General features: G+C 42.2%; 15 protein-coding genes and 1 other annotated feature (1 of these 16 only partly in view). All 15 genes read right to left on the bottom strand.

Annotated elements, in window-relative coordinates; genetic code table 11:
• Positions 1-27: a binding site (T-box leader), on the bottom strand (it extends 205 nt beyond the left edge of the window).
• Positions 28-80: 53 nt separating this feature from the next.
• The 15 genes from D4T97_RS09240 to spoVE all read right to left on the bottom strand — a co-directional run bounded on the left by D4T97_RS09240 (position 81) and on the right by spoVE (position 14,729).
• Positions 81-596, bottom strand: a complete 516-nt coding sequence (locus D4T97_RS09240; protein ID WP_126049899.1) for a DivIVA domain-containing protein — start codon at positions 594-596, stop codon at positions 81-83.
• Positions 597-688: 92 nt separating this feature from the next.
• On the bottom strand, positions 689-1,465 hold the full coding sequence (locus D4T97_RS09235) for a YlmH family RNA-binding protein (protein ID WP_126049897.1): 777 nt from the start codon (positions 1,463-1,465) through the stop codon (positions 689-691).
• 506 nt (positions 1,466-1,971) lie between these two features.
• Positions 1,972-2,235: a YggT family protein gene (locus D4T97_RS09230; protein ID WP_126049895.1), complete on the bottom strand. Its 264-nt coding sequence runs from the start codon at positions 2,233-2,235 to the stop codon at positions 1,972-1,974.
• Between the two features lie 5 nt (positions 2,236-2,240).
• The gene (locus D4T97_RS09225) at positions 2,241-2,684 is read right to left on the bottom strand and encodes a cell division protein SepF (protein ID WP_126049893.1); all 444 of its coding nucleotides are present in this window, start codon (positions 2,682-2,684) and stop codon (positions 2,241-2,243) included.
• A gap of 21 nt (positions 2,685-2,705) precedes the next feature.
• A complete protein-coding gene (locus D4T97_RS09220) occupies positions 2,706-3,380 on the bottom strand; it encodes a YggS family pyridoxal phosphate-dependent enzyme (protein ID WP_126049891.1) in 675 nt (224 codons plus the stop codon).
• A 98-nt stretch (positions 3,381-3,478) separates the two neighbouring features.
• Positions 3,479-3,754: a YlmC/YmxH family sporulation protein gene (locus D4T97_RS09215; protein WP_126050274.1), complete on the bottom strand. Its 276-nt coding sequence runs from the start codon at positions 3,752-3,754 to the stop codon at positions 3,479-3,481.
• 541 nt (positions 3,755-4,295) lie between these two features.
• Positions 4,296-5,078: an RNA polymerase sporulation sigma factor SigG gene (gene sigG / locus D4T97_RS09210; RefSeq protein ID WP_126049889.1), complete on the bottom strand. Its 783-nt coding sequence runs from the start codon at positions 5,076-5,078 to the stop codon at positions 4,296-4,298.
• A gap of 137 nt (positions 5,079-5,215) precedes the next feature.
• Positions 5,216-5,935 carry an RNA polymerase sporulation sigma factor SigE gene (gene sigE / locus D4T97_RS09205; RefSeq protein WP_126049886.1) on the bottom strand — a complete coding sequence of 240 codons (720 nt, stop codon included), beginning with the start codon at positions 5,933-5,935 and terminating at the stop codon, positions 5,216-5,218.
• Between the two features lie 33 nt (positions 5,936-5,968).
• The gene (gene spoIIGA, locus D4T97_RS09200) at positions 5,969-6,895 is read right to left on the bottom strand and encodes a sigma-E processing peptidase SpoIIGA (protein WP_126049884.1); all 927 of its coding nucleotides are present in this window, start codon (positions 6,893-6,895) and stop codon (positions 5,969-5,971) included.
• A 606-nt stretch (positions 6,896-7,501) separates the two neighbouring features.
• Positions 7,502-8,641, bottom strand: a complete 1,140-nt coding sequence (ftsZ, locus tag D4T97_RS09195; protein ID WP_126049882.1) for a cell division protein FtsZ — start codon at positions 8,639-8,641, stop codon at positions 7,502-7,504.
• Between the two features lie 37 nt (positions 8,642-8,678).
• Positions 8,679-9,971 (bottom strand): cell division protein FtsA, encoded by a 1,293-nt coding sequence (gene ftsA, locus D4T97_RS09190; RefSeq protein ID WP_126049880.1) that lies wholly within the window; start codon positions 9,969-9,971, stop codon positions 8,679-8,681.
• Positions 9,972-10,358: 387 nt separating this feature from the next.
• On the bottom strand, positions 10,359-11,144 hold the full coding sequence (locus tag D4T97_RS09185; protein WP_408021596.1) for a cell division protein FtsQ/DivIB: 786 nt from the start codon (positions 11,142-11,144) through the stop codon (positions 10,359-10,361).
• Between the two features lie 298 nt (positions 11,145-11,442).
• The gene (gene murB, locus D4T97_RS09180) at positions 11,443-12,363 is read right to left on the bottom strand and encodes a UDP-N-acetylmuramate dehydrogenase (protein ID WP_126049876.1); all 921 of its coding nucleotides are present in this window, start codon (positions 12,361-12,363) and stop codon (positions 11,443-11,445) included.
• A 13-nt stretch (positions 12,364-12,376) separates the two neighbouring features.
• Positions 12,377-13,480: an undecaprenyldiphospho-muramoylpentapeptide beta-N-acetylglucosaminyltransferase gene (murG, locus tag D4T97_RS09175; RefSeq protein WP_126049874.1), complete on the bottom strand. Its 1,104-nt coding sequence runs from the start codon at positions 13,478-13,480 to the stop codon at positions 12,377-12,379.
• Positions 13,481-13,628: 148 nt separating this feature from the next.
• The gene (gene spoVE, locus D4T97_RS09170; protein ID WP_126049872.1) at positions 13,629-14,729 is read right to left on the bottom strand and encodes a stage V sporulation protein E; all 1,101 of its coding nucleotides are present in this window, start codon (positions 14,727-14,729) and stop codon (positions 13,629-13,631) included.
• Positions 14,730-14,741 lie beyond the last annotated feature (12 nt).

Below are 14,741 nucleotides of genomic sequence, written 5' to 3'. Positions count from 1 at the left end.
TTGTACTCTCCCTCTCATCGCATAATATTATAAAATAATTTTACTACATTATATGAGAATCATAAATGCAGAGTCAAGTTTTAGTCCATTTCTTCTACTTCTTCCAAAGAGTTCAGCTCAGTTGCATCCAATTCAAACTCCATCAACTGGTCCCAATCATCATTATTGATCAAATCCAGTTGGGCTTCAATCAGCATTCTAAACCGTGTACGGAATACTTTCGACTGCTTTTTCAATTCTTCAATTTCAAGTGCGATTTTGCGCGCTTTAGATAATGACTCATTGACAATCCTATCAGCGTTCTTTTCCGCTTCTCTAATGATAAGCTTTGCTTCCTTCATCGCATTGCCTTTTACCTCTTCTGCGGCTTCCTGCGCTACGACAATTGATTTGTTAAGTGTTTCTTCAATCGTACTGAAATGACCAAGCCTCTCATTCATTGCGGCAATTTTTTCTTCAAGTTCCTTCTTCTCGCGAATGACCAATTCATAATCTTTTATTACTTGGTCCAGAAACTCGTTGACTTCATCTTCATCGTATCCCCGGAATCCTTTGCTGAATTCCTTGTTATGTATATCGACCGGTGTTAACGGCATTTTGCCACCTCCATAGCTCTAACTGGTTCATATGTTATTCATATTATACTAGAAGTTCGACTAAAGTTGGCGGGTTTCTTTATTATTTTACATTATTTTAATATTCCAACCTTCAATCTTGACTTGTTTTTCTTGGTTGTCCCTAGCAATTCAATGATTCTGCATCTGCCAAGCCTGCGTGCAGAAATCATATCTCCCTCCATGCATTCTGCTGCAGGATTTTCAACAGTTTTCCAGTTCAGCTTAACTAGCTTCTGCTCAATCAACGTCTGCGACTTTTGTCTCGAGATATTAAAAACTGAAGAAATAATCCCGTCCAAACGCAATGATGCAGCCGATATTTCTTTTTCCTTCCATTCCTCAGATTCCTGGATCGCTTCGTGAATAGGAAGCTTTTTAAGATGTACAGCTGCCCGTCCCACTTCTCTAAATTCAGCCATTAAAAATTGCTCAATCTCTTCACTTGAGAATAATTGAATACGATCTTCATCTACGAGAATATCGCCGAACTTATCCCTTTTTACTCCCAATGACATTAGAGAACCTAAGACCATGGGATGTTCAAGTCTGATAAACTTACGTGGGTACTCTATTTCGTAAAGACCTACTTGAAAATCTTCATTACTAGGTTCAAAATATTCGGGGTAAAGAAGGACCCTTTTTCGCTCACTTTGTTCTTTCCCTCCGAAAAACTTATACTTAACATCCGCCGCTTCACCAATGATGGATTTTAAAATAAACTGCTGACGCGGATCTAAAAAATCAGCCAATTTTGGAGCATATGTATTTTCTACATACTCCTTCCAATCTAGGACTGTATCAATGAAATGCTTTTCTTCAGGCCTGAAATGCTGATATATGGAAGACATTCAATACAACTCCTATTTACAAGTGCGGATACGCCATCGTCAAAATTAAATAAGAAAAGCGCAAAGGCGCGCAGCCTAAGGCGACAAGCGCAAGGCGAATTTTGATTAGGGAGCATTTCAGCCACCACAGCAAAGCTGCTTACTTAATTACATCGCGAAAAACATCTTTGAATATGCTTCGTGCAGCTTTGCGACTCGCTGAACGAGACCTGCTCGAATTAAGCTATGGTACAGGAGCACATTCAACCTGATATAGGCTTCCTTATAGCTTGTGCCCCTCGATCCGAAGGCGCATGGCCGCCTAGACCGCGACATCCTGTCGCTTCGGTGGCACTAGCGCGTCCTGCGCGTCGCCGCCTCAGGACGTGACATCCTGTCGCTTCGCCTGCACTAGCACTTCCTGTCCGTCGGAGCTGGACATAACGATAATTATCTGAAAGAAAACTTAGTCAGATTTTCTACTTCCTCACCATTTAAAAAAAGGAGAGCTGGTCAGCTATCCTTTTTTAACTTACCCATCTGGCGATTTCCAATAGCCCCGCTGATGCCAGCTTAAGGACCAAGAACGCTACAATCGGGGAAATATCAATCATTCCAAGCGAAGGGACAATCCGTCTGAATGGTTCCAGATAAGGCTCGCATATCCTCCCCAAAAATTGTCCAATCGAGGATTCCCTTGCATTTGGAAACCAGGACATCAATATATAAATGATCAATGCCCATGAGTAAAGGCTTATCAGCTGCATAATGATTGCTATTACAAAATTCATACCGTTTATGACCACCTCGGATCTTCATAATTCTCATCTTCAAACATCTCGGTAATATTTCCGGATACTTCCACATTATCCGGAGTACAAAGGAAAATATCCTTTCCAACCCTTTGGATATCTCCACCAATAGCGTATACCGTGCCACTTAAAAAGTCTACAATCCTGATTGCCTGATCGTGCTGGATCCGTTGTAAATTGACTACAACCGCTCGTCGATTGACGAGGTGGTCTGCCACTTCCTGAGCTTCAGCATATACTCTTGGCTCAACCAGCATAAGTTTTGAAGAATGCTGCACACTTTGAAGGCTGACAACATTTTGTTTACGGTTCGATGCTGCTGTCTTTGTTTCTTTCGCTGCTTGAGGTTCAATTTCATTTTTTTCTTCTTCGTATTCGTATTCATCTTCCAATAGGAAAAAATTCTTGAACTTTGATTTAATGCCCACTTTATTTCGGCCTCCTCAGCATCATTCTCCAACAAGGGCTGATCCGATACGTATGTATGTCGCCCCTTCTTCAATGGCAATTTGATAGTCATTCGACATGCCCATCGACAGTTCATGACACGGTGCATTCTTTAAGCCTAGCGCTTCTATTTCCTCTTTCAGGTTTCTTAGACGGCGGAAGTATGTACGCAATGCTTCCTGATCGTCTATATACGGTGCCATCGTCATTAAGCCGACGACTTGAACATTTTCATATGGCTCAAGCTGTTTAATGAATTCAATAGTGTTTTCAGGCTCAAGGCCATGTTTTGATTCCTCTCCGGATACATTGACCTGAACAAAGCATTTCACCGGCTTATCGGCACGCTTATTGATTTCACTTGCCAAAGACATGCGATCAAGCGAATGAATATATTCCACTTTATCAACGATAGCTCTGACTTTGCGGGATTGAAGTGTACCTATAAAGTGCCATGTCGGCTTGTCCTCTAAAACTTCCCATTTAGCCAATAACCCATCGTCACGATTTTCTCCGAGGTTATGGATGCCGGCTTCCAAAGCCTCGGCAGCCCTTTCGACTGAGACATATTTTGTAACAGCCACAATATGGACATCCTCGGGATTTCTATTCGACCGCTCGCATGCTTCTGCCACTTTTTCTTGGATTAATTCTAAATTCACTTTTACATCTCTCACGATTGATTGCTCCTATTATTGTATCTTCTTGTTTTTTCCTGAAAAAAAGACATTTTCTTAAGTGTACCATAAAAGTATGCGAACGGCATCCGAATTATCTAGTCTTTTGGCGTTTCGAGCTGCTGTTGAGTATATTGTGACCCCGAATACCTTACAAGAATGACATCCTCCCCGATTTTGATAATCTGATTCCAGGGGATTACAACCTCGTCTTCCTTCCCAAAAAAGCCGAGCAGTTTCCCCGTTGTACTTATGATAATTGATTCTATTTTTCCGGTATCCAGGTTAATCTCAATATCACCAATATTTCCAAGCTTTCTTCCGTCGGAAATATTGACGACATCCTTTACTTGAAATTCCGAAATTCTAACCATGTTGATCCCCCCACTTCTATCGTTCATTCGAACAAGAGCCTCCTCTTTATAGTTCATATATATGCTCATAGCCCCAGCCTTCATGATAATAGAAATAGAGCTGAATGTTCCTCCATGGAACATCCGGCTCTAAATGGGATTTGACCCCTTTTATTGCAATAAAAAGATCTGGGCCTGGCGCATCATTGGGCCAGTTACTTCCTCTTTAAGTTCTCCAAGGCACAGTTTATTCAAGCTTGTCAAAACCTCCTTGAAGATTACTCGATAAGTCAGCACTTTCCCATGATAAATCCTCGTCGCAAATCCGCACGAAGCTTTTTCGAATAGAAGTAAGCTGCCCGGCTTCGACTGATAGGACGTCCTAGTGGCTACCGACGTCACAGGGCCAATACAGGAGAAGCGACAGGACGTCGCTGCCCTTAGCCTGACGAGTGCCAGTCGTTAGAGGTCGCTTCAAAAAAAAAAACAATGAAGGCATACTGCCGCCTTCACTGTTTTTTCTCCAGCGCTTGTCGCCCCTGACGGGCGCCCTACGCTTTTCTTATTGGATATTGATATTTTTATTCATTTGTTTGATTGCAGCCTTTTCAAGCCGCGACACTTGCGCTTGAGAAATCCCGATTTCCTCTGCTACTTCCATTTGTGTTTTACCTTGAAAAAATCGCTTCCGAATAATCATTTTTTCCCTGTCATTGAGCCGCTGCAGCCCATCATGCAAAGCAATCTCTTCAATCCATTGACTGTCGCGGCTCCGCTCGTCACTCAACTGATCCATTACGAAAATCGGATCACCGCCGTCGTTATAAATCGGCTCAAATAATGATACAGGGTCCTGAATAGCATCAAGGGCAAAAACAACTTCTTCATGTGGTATTTCCAACTCTTTGGCAATCTCTGCCGCAGTTGGCTCTTTTGAGGTTTTTGCCATAAGACGTTCTCTTACATGGAGTGCTTTATAAGCGATATCGCGCAATGACCGTGAAACACGGATGGGATTATTATCCCGCAAATAACGGCGGATTTCTCCTATTATCATCGGAACGGCATAGGTGGAAAACCGGACATTCTGGCTTAAGTCAAAGTTATCAATCGATTTCATCAAACCGATGCACCCGACTTGAAACAGATCGTCCACATATTCTCCCCTATTGTTAAAGCGCTGGATGACACTCAATACGAGACGGAGGTTGCCATTAATCAATTTTTCTCTTGCTGTAATATCACCTTGCTGCATTTGCTTTAAAAGTTCCCGCATTTCTTCATTTTTAAGGACAGGGAGCTTTGAAGTATCCACACCGCATATTTCTACTTTATTTCGCTTCACTTATTTCCCTCCTAGCAGGAGCTGCTAAAAATAAGTATCTCCGCAGGAGGAAAATATATGCATAGGCAAATGGATGTAAATAGAAAAACCAGAAGGTGAAATTGTTAAAATCCAAGCAGTAATTTGAAAAAAACAGCTTAAATCATTTTATTGAATTCTTTTCGAAGGCGTTTGATAATCCTTTTCTCAAGGCGCGAAATATAAGATTGCGAAATACCCAAAATCTCGGCAACATCTTTTTGGGTCTTTTCTTCTTCTCCCGCCAGCCCGAACCGCAACTCCATAATCTGCTTCTCTCTTTGAGTCAGCTTTTGAAGGGCTGTAAGCAGCAGCTTTTTATCAACATGTGCTTCGATATCGCGGGTGATTATATCATTATCGGTGCCTAAAACATCCGATAATAGCAGCTCATTTCCGTCCCAGTCAATGTTCAACGGCTCATCAAAGGAAACTTCAGAGCGGATTTTATTATTGCGTCTTAAATACATTAATATCTCGTTTTCAATACATCTTGATGCATATGTAGCCAGCTTTATCTTTTTTTCGGGATTAAATGTATTAACCGCCTTGATCAGACCGATTGTCCCAATACTAATTAAATCCTCAATATTTATTCCCGTATTCTCAAATTTCCTTGCAATATATACTACGAGTCTAAGATTCCTTTCAATTAACAAAGACCTCGCCGTCTTGTCACCTTTTGGCAGTTTTTTAAGTAAGATGGCTTCTTCTTCCCTGGAAAGAGGCGGGGGTAAAGCTTCACTACCTCCAATATAATAAATTTCGTCAGACTTCCAACCTAACTTTTTCAGAACCTTATACCAATAATAGGTGAGATGCAATCGTATTTTTTTCACGCAGTCTCCTCCTCCCATATACTTTACACCTGATTAGGAAGCATTTTGAACGACAGCCTGTTCCACCATTGCCGGGTGGACAATACACTGGAAACGTCCATCACTGGATAATTCTTGATCTGTAAAAACTATAAGAACTTTTTTAGCAACCCGTCGCTCCTCTCCGGTTTGTAATAAAAGAGCGTCGGGCTTGAATGCACAAAGCAACTGATTATTGTTCCCTACAGTTTTGGCAGGTATCAGCCTCATCTTTTCACTCCAAGAATCTGGTATTGTATCTGCGAGTTCAATTGGATTGTTTTTCTTGTCAGCAAGCTGTGCAATTTCGTCCGGCAACTGATCATTAAAGGTGGAAATACTTGCAATCATAACCGGGGTTTTGGATATCGGGTCATATAATTGATTTCCGCTGTCAATTAACCCTTTTAGTTGAAGATCAAGACCATTGATTCGAATAGTGGCATCAATCAGAACATCATACTCAATTGAAGAAATCGTCAGGTCTTCCACCCTTCTTTTAGAGAAATGCCATGCTGCTGGAAAAGCGGCTGCCACAAACAGCCAGCTGACCGGGTCGCCGAATCCGCGGATACTTTCCAACGATACGGCCGTCCTAAGCTTCAAATCATACGTAAGTAAATAATGCGTTCCGAGTAAAACTCCACCCATGAGAAAAGTCGAGAAATAGAACGTCAACAAACAAGACATAAAGGACTTTAATCTTTTAAAACCGAATACAGTCAAAACCATGCAAAAGGACACGAACATTTTAATCACAGGATGACTTGCAAGAGCAGCGACAGGGGTGATAGCCAATAGGATTAGGCTAGAGCCCATCAGGCCTCCCAGGAGTATTCTCCAGGTCTTTACATCCCTTTTCAGGAATATGGCAGTTACCCATAGGAGTAAACTGTCGACTAGGAAGTTTAAAAACCAGATGACATCCATGTAAATGATCATTTGTACGACCCCCCAAAGAGGCTGAAGCATTTTAGAATGCCCGGCTTTTTCTATTAATGATTAGTATAACGGACGCAAAAATTGGATTGTGTCAATTCCTGTATGTGAATTTAGAGAAGTTTTCACAATTAGCATCGAAGAATGGCTAAAGAGGGAAAGATGAGAGCAAAAGCAAAAGCGCCTGTCCATCAACCTAAAGACTGATTGGAAAAGTGGGAGCCAGCCGCAACCTTTGAAAATGGTGAGCGATACGAATCTTCGTATTCCGGAAAAAATGGGGGATGGATGCCTATCATCTGCTTTCATAGTTACCGGGGAAGCGGTGAAAACTACTTTGTGGTCACTATGACTGCTTCATAGTGGCCACAAAAGCGAAGTTACTGGCAATTGGGGGACAGTGATGCGTTCATAGTGACTGAGATAGTAAGAATGTTAGGCTTTCGGCCACCATGACTTAAAATACACGCCTCTAACAAAAAAACAGTTGCCCGCGCACTGCATTTTTGCGCCGTAAGCAGATCCCAATAGCTCCCGTTATAAAAATAAAGCTGTCCAGTAAAGTCAGTTATCATTGACTTTCTGGGCAGCTTCTTTATAGAGCGGTAATTATCTTCTTCTATTTCTGTTTCTGAGAAAAGTAGGTATATCAAGCGTATCTTCAAGGGATTGTTGCTGGTTAGACCTTACGGGCTGTTCCTGCACTTCTTCCCTTTTTTGCTCACGGTTCTGCATTGGAGCTTGTTGTTGTCGCATTTGCCCAAACAATGGAGCTTGTTGCTTTTTTTGAGGTTTTGCATCGTTAAACCCGGTTGCTATTACCGTAACAACAATTTCTTCTTTCAAATTATCGTTAATAACTGAACCAAAAATCATATTTACCTCTTGATCGGAGGCAGTTGCAACAACATCTGCTGCTTCCTGGACCTCGAATAAGCTTAAATTGGCTCCGCCCGAAATATTCATCAAGACACCTTGGGCTCCATCAATGGAGGTTTCTAAAAGTGGAGAAGAAATTGCCTTTTTGGCCGCTTCCACTGCTCGACTTTCACCTGTTGCAACTCCAATTCCCATTAAGGCAGATCCTTTGTTAGTCATAATTGTTTTGACATCTGCGAAGTCAAGGTTAATCAATCCTGGGACAGCAATCAATTCGGAAATGCCCTGAACACCCTGGCGCAATACATTATCGGCTTCTCTAAAGGCTTCCAGCATCGGAGTGCTCTTATCAACAATTTCCAGAAGTCTGTCATTCGGAATGACTATTAATGTGTCAACAGCCTCTTTCATTGCGTCAATTCCGCCGCTAGCCTGTGTCGCTCGTTTCCGTCCTTCAAAAGTAAATGGCCTCGTGACTATTCCGACAGTCAGTGCTCCGAGGTCCTTTGCAATCTGAGCGATTACAGGTGCTGCTCCCGTACCAGTTCCTCCACCCATTCCTGCTGTGACAAAAACCATGTCTGCCCCTTTTAATGCTTCCTCAATTTGCTCTTTACTTTCCTCGGCTGCTTTTTTACCAACCTCTGGGTTAGCTCCTGCTCCAAGCCCTCTTGTGAGTTTGGCACCAATTTGCATTTTTATTTCTGCCTTGGATAAGTTCAATGCCTGGGCATCAGTATTTACTGCGATAAACTCAACACCTTGTACCTCATGTTCAATCATACGGTTTACAGCATTGTTTCCGCCGCCGCCAACCCCGATTACTTTTATAGTCGCTAAAGAATCAATATTTGTATCGAAATCCAACATGACATATCCTCCTGTTCGTTTTATTCAACCGGATGCATTACTCAAAAAAGTAGCCAAAAAACTTTTTAACTTTAGTGGATATTTTTTTGTCCGGATCCTTTTCAGCTTTTGGCTTAGCTGTCGGTTGTGGATCTTGCATCGACCCGTGTTCATGTTCATTAATTACGTGAACCGGAGATGTGCTAACAGTTCTTCCTTGCAATCTGGCATTCTGATAAGAATGCTTGATTAAGCCGACAGCGGTCGTATACTGGGGCTCACGCACCCCAATATAATCGGGAATTGCCACTCTTACTCTACTCTGGAAAATCACTTGTGCGAGTTCAACTACGCCCGGCATATTGGCGGAACCACCCGTTAATACAAAACCTCCAGGCAGATCAGTAATTCCCATTCTTTTTAATTCTTCTTGAACCAATTCAAAAATCTCTTCCATCCTAGCTTCCACAATATCCGAAAGTTCCAGCTGATTGAACTGCTGATGTTGGTCGCTGCCAATGATCGGCACACTGAACACTTCATCTTCAGATGCATGGTCATAAAATGCATGTCCATATGTAATCTTGATTTTTTCCGCATCTTCTGTGGCTGTCCTGAGACCGATGGACAGGTCTTTTGTAATATGTTCACCGCCTACTGGGATGACGCTGACACTTTTGATGCTTCCGTTTTCAAATACTGAAAGTGTTGTTGATCCGCCACCCATATCAATTAAAGCTGTTCCAAGCTGCTGCTCATCTTTTGAGAGGGCTGCAGCAGCAGCTGCGAGCGGTTGTAATACAATGTCAGTAATGCTCAGGCCCGCACGTTCAACACATCGCAGCGTATTATGTAAAATTGTTTTTGCTCCTGTGATAATGGTTCCTTCCACTTCAAGCCGGACCCCGATCATTCCTCTCGGATCTGTGATTTCATCCAGTCCGTCTACAATAAATTGGCGAGGTATCACATTGATGATTTCTCTTTCAGGCGGGATTGAAATGACTTGTGCCGCATCCATTACTCTGGCTACATCCTCGTTCGTAATTTCCCGATTTTGACTAGATACAGCAACCACCCCATGGCAAGGCTGTAAAGCGACATGGTTGCCGGCAATCCCGACAATCACATCGTTGATTTTCATCCCTATCATTCTTTCTGCCTGCTCGACCGCACTTTTAATTGAATGAACCGTTTCATCTATATCAACAATGGAACCTTTTCTAATTCCTTTGGAACTGACATTTCCAACCCCAATTATATTCAATGAATCACTACCCATTGAACCTATGATTACCTTTACGGTTGATGTACCTATATCAAGGCTTACATACATTTCATTATTGTTCATCCCGCGGCACCTCCTTTGATACTCTCTATATCTTGATATATCAAAATTTCTAAAATAATCATTCTTGACACAGCAATTACCTTTATGTATTCGGCAAATTCAGGAAATTCCCTTTTATTCCATTAAATTTTTTAGGAGTTTTATTCGTTATTTTTCTTGACACCGTTTATTTCATTCAACAACATTCTACGAATTACGGCAATTTCTACCTATCTATGGCTTTTACCAAATACAGCAGCTAAATATTAGTCTACACTAAGATGATGCCCTAGAAAAGCCAAACTTACCTCAAGTTGAATATTTAGGAAAATCACTTAAATTAACCGTCGATGTAGAACATTGTCAATAAATCTGAAAAAACATATAAAAGGGAGGAAGATTGCGTAGTTATTCTCCTTCATTTTTGTTATTTGATTCTTTAGTTTCATAGGCTTTGAAGAATGAACCTACCTCCAAATCTATGACCCCTTTGATTTTAGGATCCAACTGGCTGACGAAAGAAGGATAATGAACCATCTTTTCCGAGAAACTCAGTATTGTTGCACTCACTTCAAATCCATCATTCATAAAAAGTGTGATATGATACTTGTCCGTTTTTTTCGGCGTATAATATATTTCCGAAATGACATTTATAATTTCTGGTGGCAACTCCTTCAATTCCTTGGCCATATGCTCCAAAACCCCATCTTCTTTGAAACTCGATAGGATCGGCGCGCTTACCGGAACCCCCCCCTCATGATTGTTCACTACAATCAACCCGTTCTCCAGGATTGGGTGAAATTCTGTCCCAGTAGAGACGTAAGCTATCGTCTTAAACTCCTTTACTTGCAAATAAACTGTGTTAGGGAAACCAAGCTTGATTTTTGCATTCTTGATTTCTTGAAGCTCTTCAATATTTTTGACCGCTTCCTTCTTATCCAGTTTCCAAATATTGTTACCTTTCTTAAGACCGCTGTTTTTGATAATGATCTTATCCGGAACCGATTCATTCCCCTCAACTTTGATTTCATTAATATGACTTAAGGGAGATTGGAAATAAATGACTAACATGATCAAAAGAAAGAATAATGAAATAAGGAAAATGAGCCGCCTGTTCGCTTTCCGCCTTCGATGCTCTTTTATCTTTGGAATCCTGTCTTCCAGGGATAAAACTTTCCCTTTCTCCACGGCCATTTTCCCCCTTTCACTCTTATATCCTCTTTGAAAAAGTTTTATTTTTTATAGGTGCAACGCTTATCTAATGTTCAGCTCCGAGCTTCAGCAACTAGCAGGCTTCCCCCTTGGGTGCTCCAAGGCTATTCAGAAAGCTTTGTTACCAAAGCTGCACGAAGCGTACCTACTTAAAGAAATATCATGCGATGGGATTGAGTTCAGTAGGTTCCGTGTGGCATCTGAAAAATTCCTTCTTCGGGAATCGTCTTATTTGCCCGCACTGAACAAGGAGTTTCCGCTTATCCGGTCAGGTCTGTCGCTAAGCGTTGCCCTTTGCTTTTCTCTCTACTATTTCAACTTCCGTATGCAATTCAATACCGTTTCTTTCAAGCGCTGTTTCTTTCATATACTCTATCAGTGCCAATACATCCGCCGCTTTTGCCGTTCCATTGTTAACGATAAAATTCCCGTGGAGTTCTGATATTTGAGCTCCTCCAATAGAATATCCTTTCAAACCGGCGTCTTGCATTAGTTTTCCTGCATGTTCCGGCAGCGGATTACGGAATACACTTCCGCAGCACGGTTTAACCGGCTGGGTATCGCGACGATAAGTCCTATGTTTCTTCATTTCTGCCGCAATAATGTCGCGATCGCCTTCTTGAAGATTAAATACGGCTTCCAGGACAATTCCAGGCCGTTTCTTTTGAAGTATCGAAGTCCGGTATGAATACTCCATGTCTTCATTAGTCAGCCATTCGACAGCTCCATCAGGAAAAAGCACTCGCGCTTTTTCCAAAACCTTTGAAACATCGGATCCATGAGCACCAGCGTTCATATACACAGCTCCTCCGACAGACCCCGGTATCCCTCCTGCAAATTCAAAGCCGCTCAGCCCTTTTCTTCCCAATGCATTGGCCAGAACAATAAATGAATATCCTGCTCCAACACGGACGGTTGTTCCATCTATATCCAAATTATCCATGCCTTTAGCGAGTTTGATGACAACTCCAACAATTCCTTCATCGGAAACAAGGAGGTTCGACCCACGTCCGATGACTCTCCATGGCAGCTTATTTTTTTGGATAATTTCCATTGTCTTTATAAGTTTATCTATGGAATCAGGCTCAACGAAAATGTCCGCAGGCCCTCCGACTTTAATCGTAGTATGATTGGACAGCGGTTCATTTGCCTTTACCTTTCCAACTTCATTTGCACGCAGTTCTTCAATAATTTTTTCCATGTTCATGCCCCTTTCAACTCCTGCCGCGTTCAATCATATTTAAAAGCACGTCATATAACCGGTCGGATGCATCCGGCATCCCCAGCTTCTTCGATGCTTCTCCCATGCTCTTCCTTTTTTTATCATCCAATAAGATTTCATCAAGGGCGGAAATAAGCTTCTGGCTGGACAATTCCTTCTCTGGCAGCATAATAGCAGCACCAGCGGATGTCAAAACAGCCGCATTTTTTTCTTGGTGGTTATTAGTAACATACGGACTTGGTATAAGTATGGATGGAAGCCCCAACGCGGTAATTTCGGCCAGCGAGGTAGCTCCGGCTCTTCCAACAGCAACATCTGTTGCGGCAAGCACTTCTTCCATATTATGAATAAAAGGAACGACGACTACATTTGGAGAGTCGCCGATCAAAGCAACTTCTTTTTTTACAGCTTCAAAGTGAACTTCTCCGGTTATGTATAAAATTTGATACGGCTTATTGGCCAGTTGGGTCAATGATTTAATTACAGCTTCATTGATTGGCCTTGCTCCCCGGCTTCCGCCTGTAATCAAGGCTGTCGGAACGTTCTCCTTTAATCCCAGCTTCGCCAGTTCACCGCGCCCTACTTTTCCGACCACCTCAGAGGCTCTTGGATTGCCTGTCAGAATGACTTTGTTTGCAGGAAAAAACTCCTTGGCTGAGTCAAAACAGATAGCAATCTTTTGTACAAACCTGCTTAAAAACTTATTCGTTAAGCCCGGTACACTGTTCTGTTCGTGGATGACGGCGGGGATATTCTTTTTTGCTGCAGCATAAACTACGGGAGCCGAGACATATCCTCCTGTTCCAATCACCGCATCTGGTTTGAAGTCCTTGATAATCTGCTTGCATCGTTTGACGCCCTTGAAAAAACGGACAAGTGTCTTGATATTTTCAAAGGATAGCGACCGTTTAAACCCAGTGATTTCCACTGTTTCAAATGGTATGTTCTCCCTGCGGATAATATTTGCTTCCAATCCTTTTTCTGTTCCAATATATAGAAATGTTGTATCCGGATGCTTTTCTTTAATTGTCCGGATTAAGGCCAGCGCCGGGTATACATGTCCCCCGGTACCTCCGCCGCTTACAATGATTTTCATGGTAACACCTCAACTAGTGTAATCTACTTAATAGACCAAACTCCTTAATTATCTTATTTTACTATATTTTATACAAGAAAAATGTGTTCCCGGCAGATTGTTGTTATTTTGAAATAAAAAAGAAACCCAATTGATATTGAGTTTCTTTTCAGACTCTTGCATATCGGCTAATATTCAACAGGACACCCACAGCCATTAACATGATTGTCAGTGAAGATCCCCCGTAGCTTAAAAAAGGAAGTGTAATTCCCGTTACCGGCATTAATCCTGTCACTACGCCGATATTGATCATTACCTGGATAGCAATCATGGAAATGATACCTACTGCCAAGAAACTGCCATATAGGTCAGGCGCTCCAAGAGCAATTTTTATCCCGCGCCACAACAGCAGAGCAAACAGCAAGATGACGAGACTTCCCCCGATAAAACCAAGTTCTTCAGAAAGGATGGCAAATATGAAATCTGTCTGCGGCTCCGGCAAATAAAAAAACTTCTGCCTGCTTTCACCAAGCCCCAATCCGAACAAGCCTCCGGGTCCGATCGCATATAGAGACTGGATAATCTGAAACCCACTGTTTAGCGGATCCTGCCATGGATCTAGAAAGGAAGTGATCCTTGCGATTCGATAAGGTGCCGAGATAATCAATCCGACGAAGCCTGCAAGACCAATTAGGCCCAATACGGCAAAATGGAAAATCCGTGCACCTGCTATGAAGAGCATTACCATGCATGTCCCCACCATGACTGTTCCCGTACCCAGGTCCGGCTGCAGCATGATCAGCCCGAAAGCGAGAAACACCAACGACAAGGAAGGCGCCAGGCCTTTTTTTATCGTAGTAATGTAACGTTGCTTTTCGGAAAGGAACTTTGCCAAAAAGGCAATCAGTGCGAGCTTGATGAATTCAGACGGCTGAATGGAAAAGGCGCCGACCCCTATCCAGCTTCTTGAACCGTTCCTTTCCATTCCAATACCTGGAATCAGTACCACAAGCAATAATATAAAACATACGATCAAAATTGGCTTGGCCCACTTTCTCCAAGACCAGTAATCGATGTTCATCATTAAAAACATGGCGGCAAAACCCAGTCCTGCAAACAAAAGCTGCCTTTTTGCAAAGAAAAAGGAGTCGGCAAACTTATAATCTGCCCATACAGCGCTGGCGCTATAAACCATGATCAGTCCAATTGCCAGCAATGTCAGGGTGACGAGAATCAAAATGAAATCGGGTGTAGATTTTTTCAAGGGCAACAGTCAGCACCT

It is taken from the genome of Siminovitchia acidinfaciens (assembly GCF_003605385.1).
Lineage (GTDB): Bacteria > Bacillota > Bacilli > Bacillales > Bacillaceae_C > Siminovitchia > Siminovitchia acidinfaciens.
Note: the sequence above shows the minus strand (reverse complement) of the source record. Positions and strands in the feature narration are given on the sequence as shown.

Coding starts and splice junctions, on each gene's coding strand:
- D4T97_RS09240 (WP_126049899.1), bottom strand. CDS start 596: ATGCCGTTAACACCGGTCGATATACATAACAAGGAATTCAGCAAAGGA.
- D4T97_RS09235 (WP_126049897.1), bottom strand. CDS start 1,465: ATGTCTTCCATATATCAGCATTTCAGGCCTGAAGAAAAGCATTTCATT.
- D4T97_RS09230 (WP_126049895.1), bottom strand. CDS start 2,235: ATGAATTTTGTAATAGCAATCATTATGCAGCTGATAAGCCTTTACTCA.
- D4T97_RS09215 (WP_126050274.1), bottom strand. CDS start 3,754: ATGGTTAGAATTTCGGAATTTCAAGTAAAGGATGTCGTCAATATTTCC.
- spoIIGA (WP_126049884.1), bottom strand. CDS start 6,895: ATGATCATTTACATGGATGTCATCTGGTTTTTAAACTTCCTAGTCGAC.
- ftsZ (WP_126049882.1), bottom strand. CDS start 8,641: ATGTTGGATTTCGATACAAATATTGATTCTTTAGCGACTATAAAAGTA.
- ftsA (WP_126049880.1), bottom strand. CDS start 9,971: ATGAACAATAATGAAATGTATGTAAGCCTTGATATAGGTACATCAACC.
- D4T97_RS09185 (WP_408021596.1), bottom strand. CDS start 11,144: ATGGCCGTGGAGAAAGGGAAAGTTTTATCCCTGGAAGACAGGATTCCA.
- murB (WP_126049876.1), bottom strand. CDS start 12,363: ATGGAAAAAATTATTGAAGAACTGCGTGCAAATGAAGTTGGAAAGGTA.
- murG (WP_126049874.1), bottom strand. CDS start 13,480: ATGAAAATCATTGTAAGCGGCGGAGGTACCGGGGGACATGTATACCCG.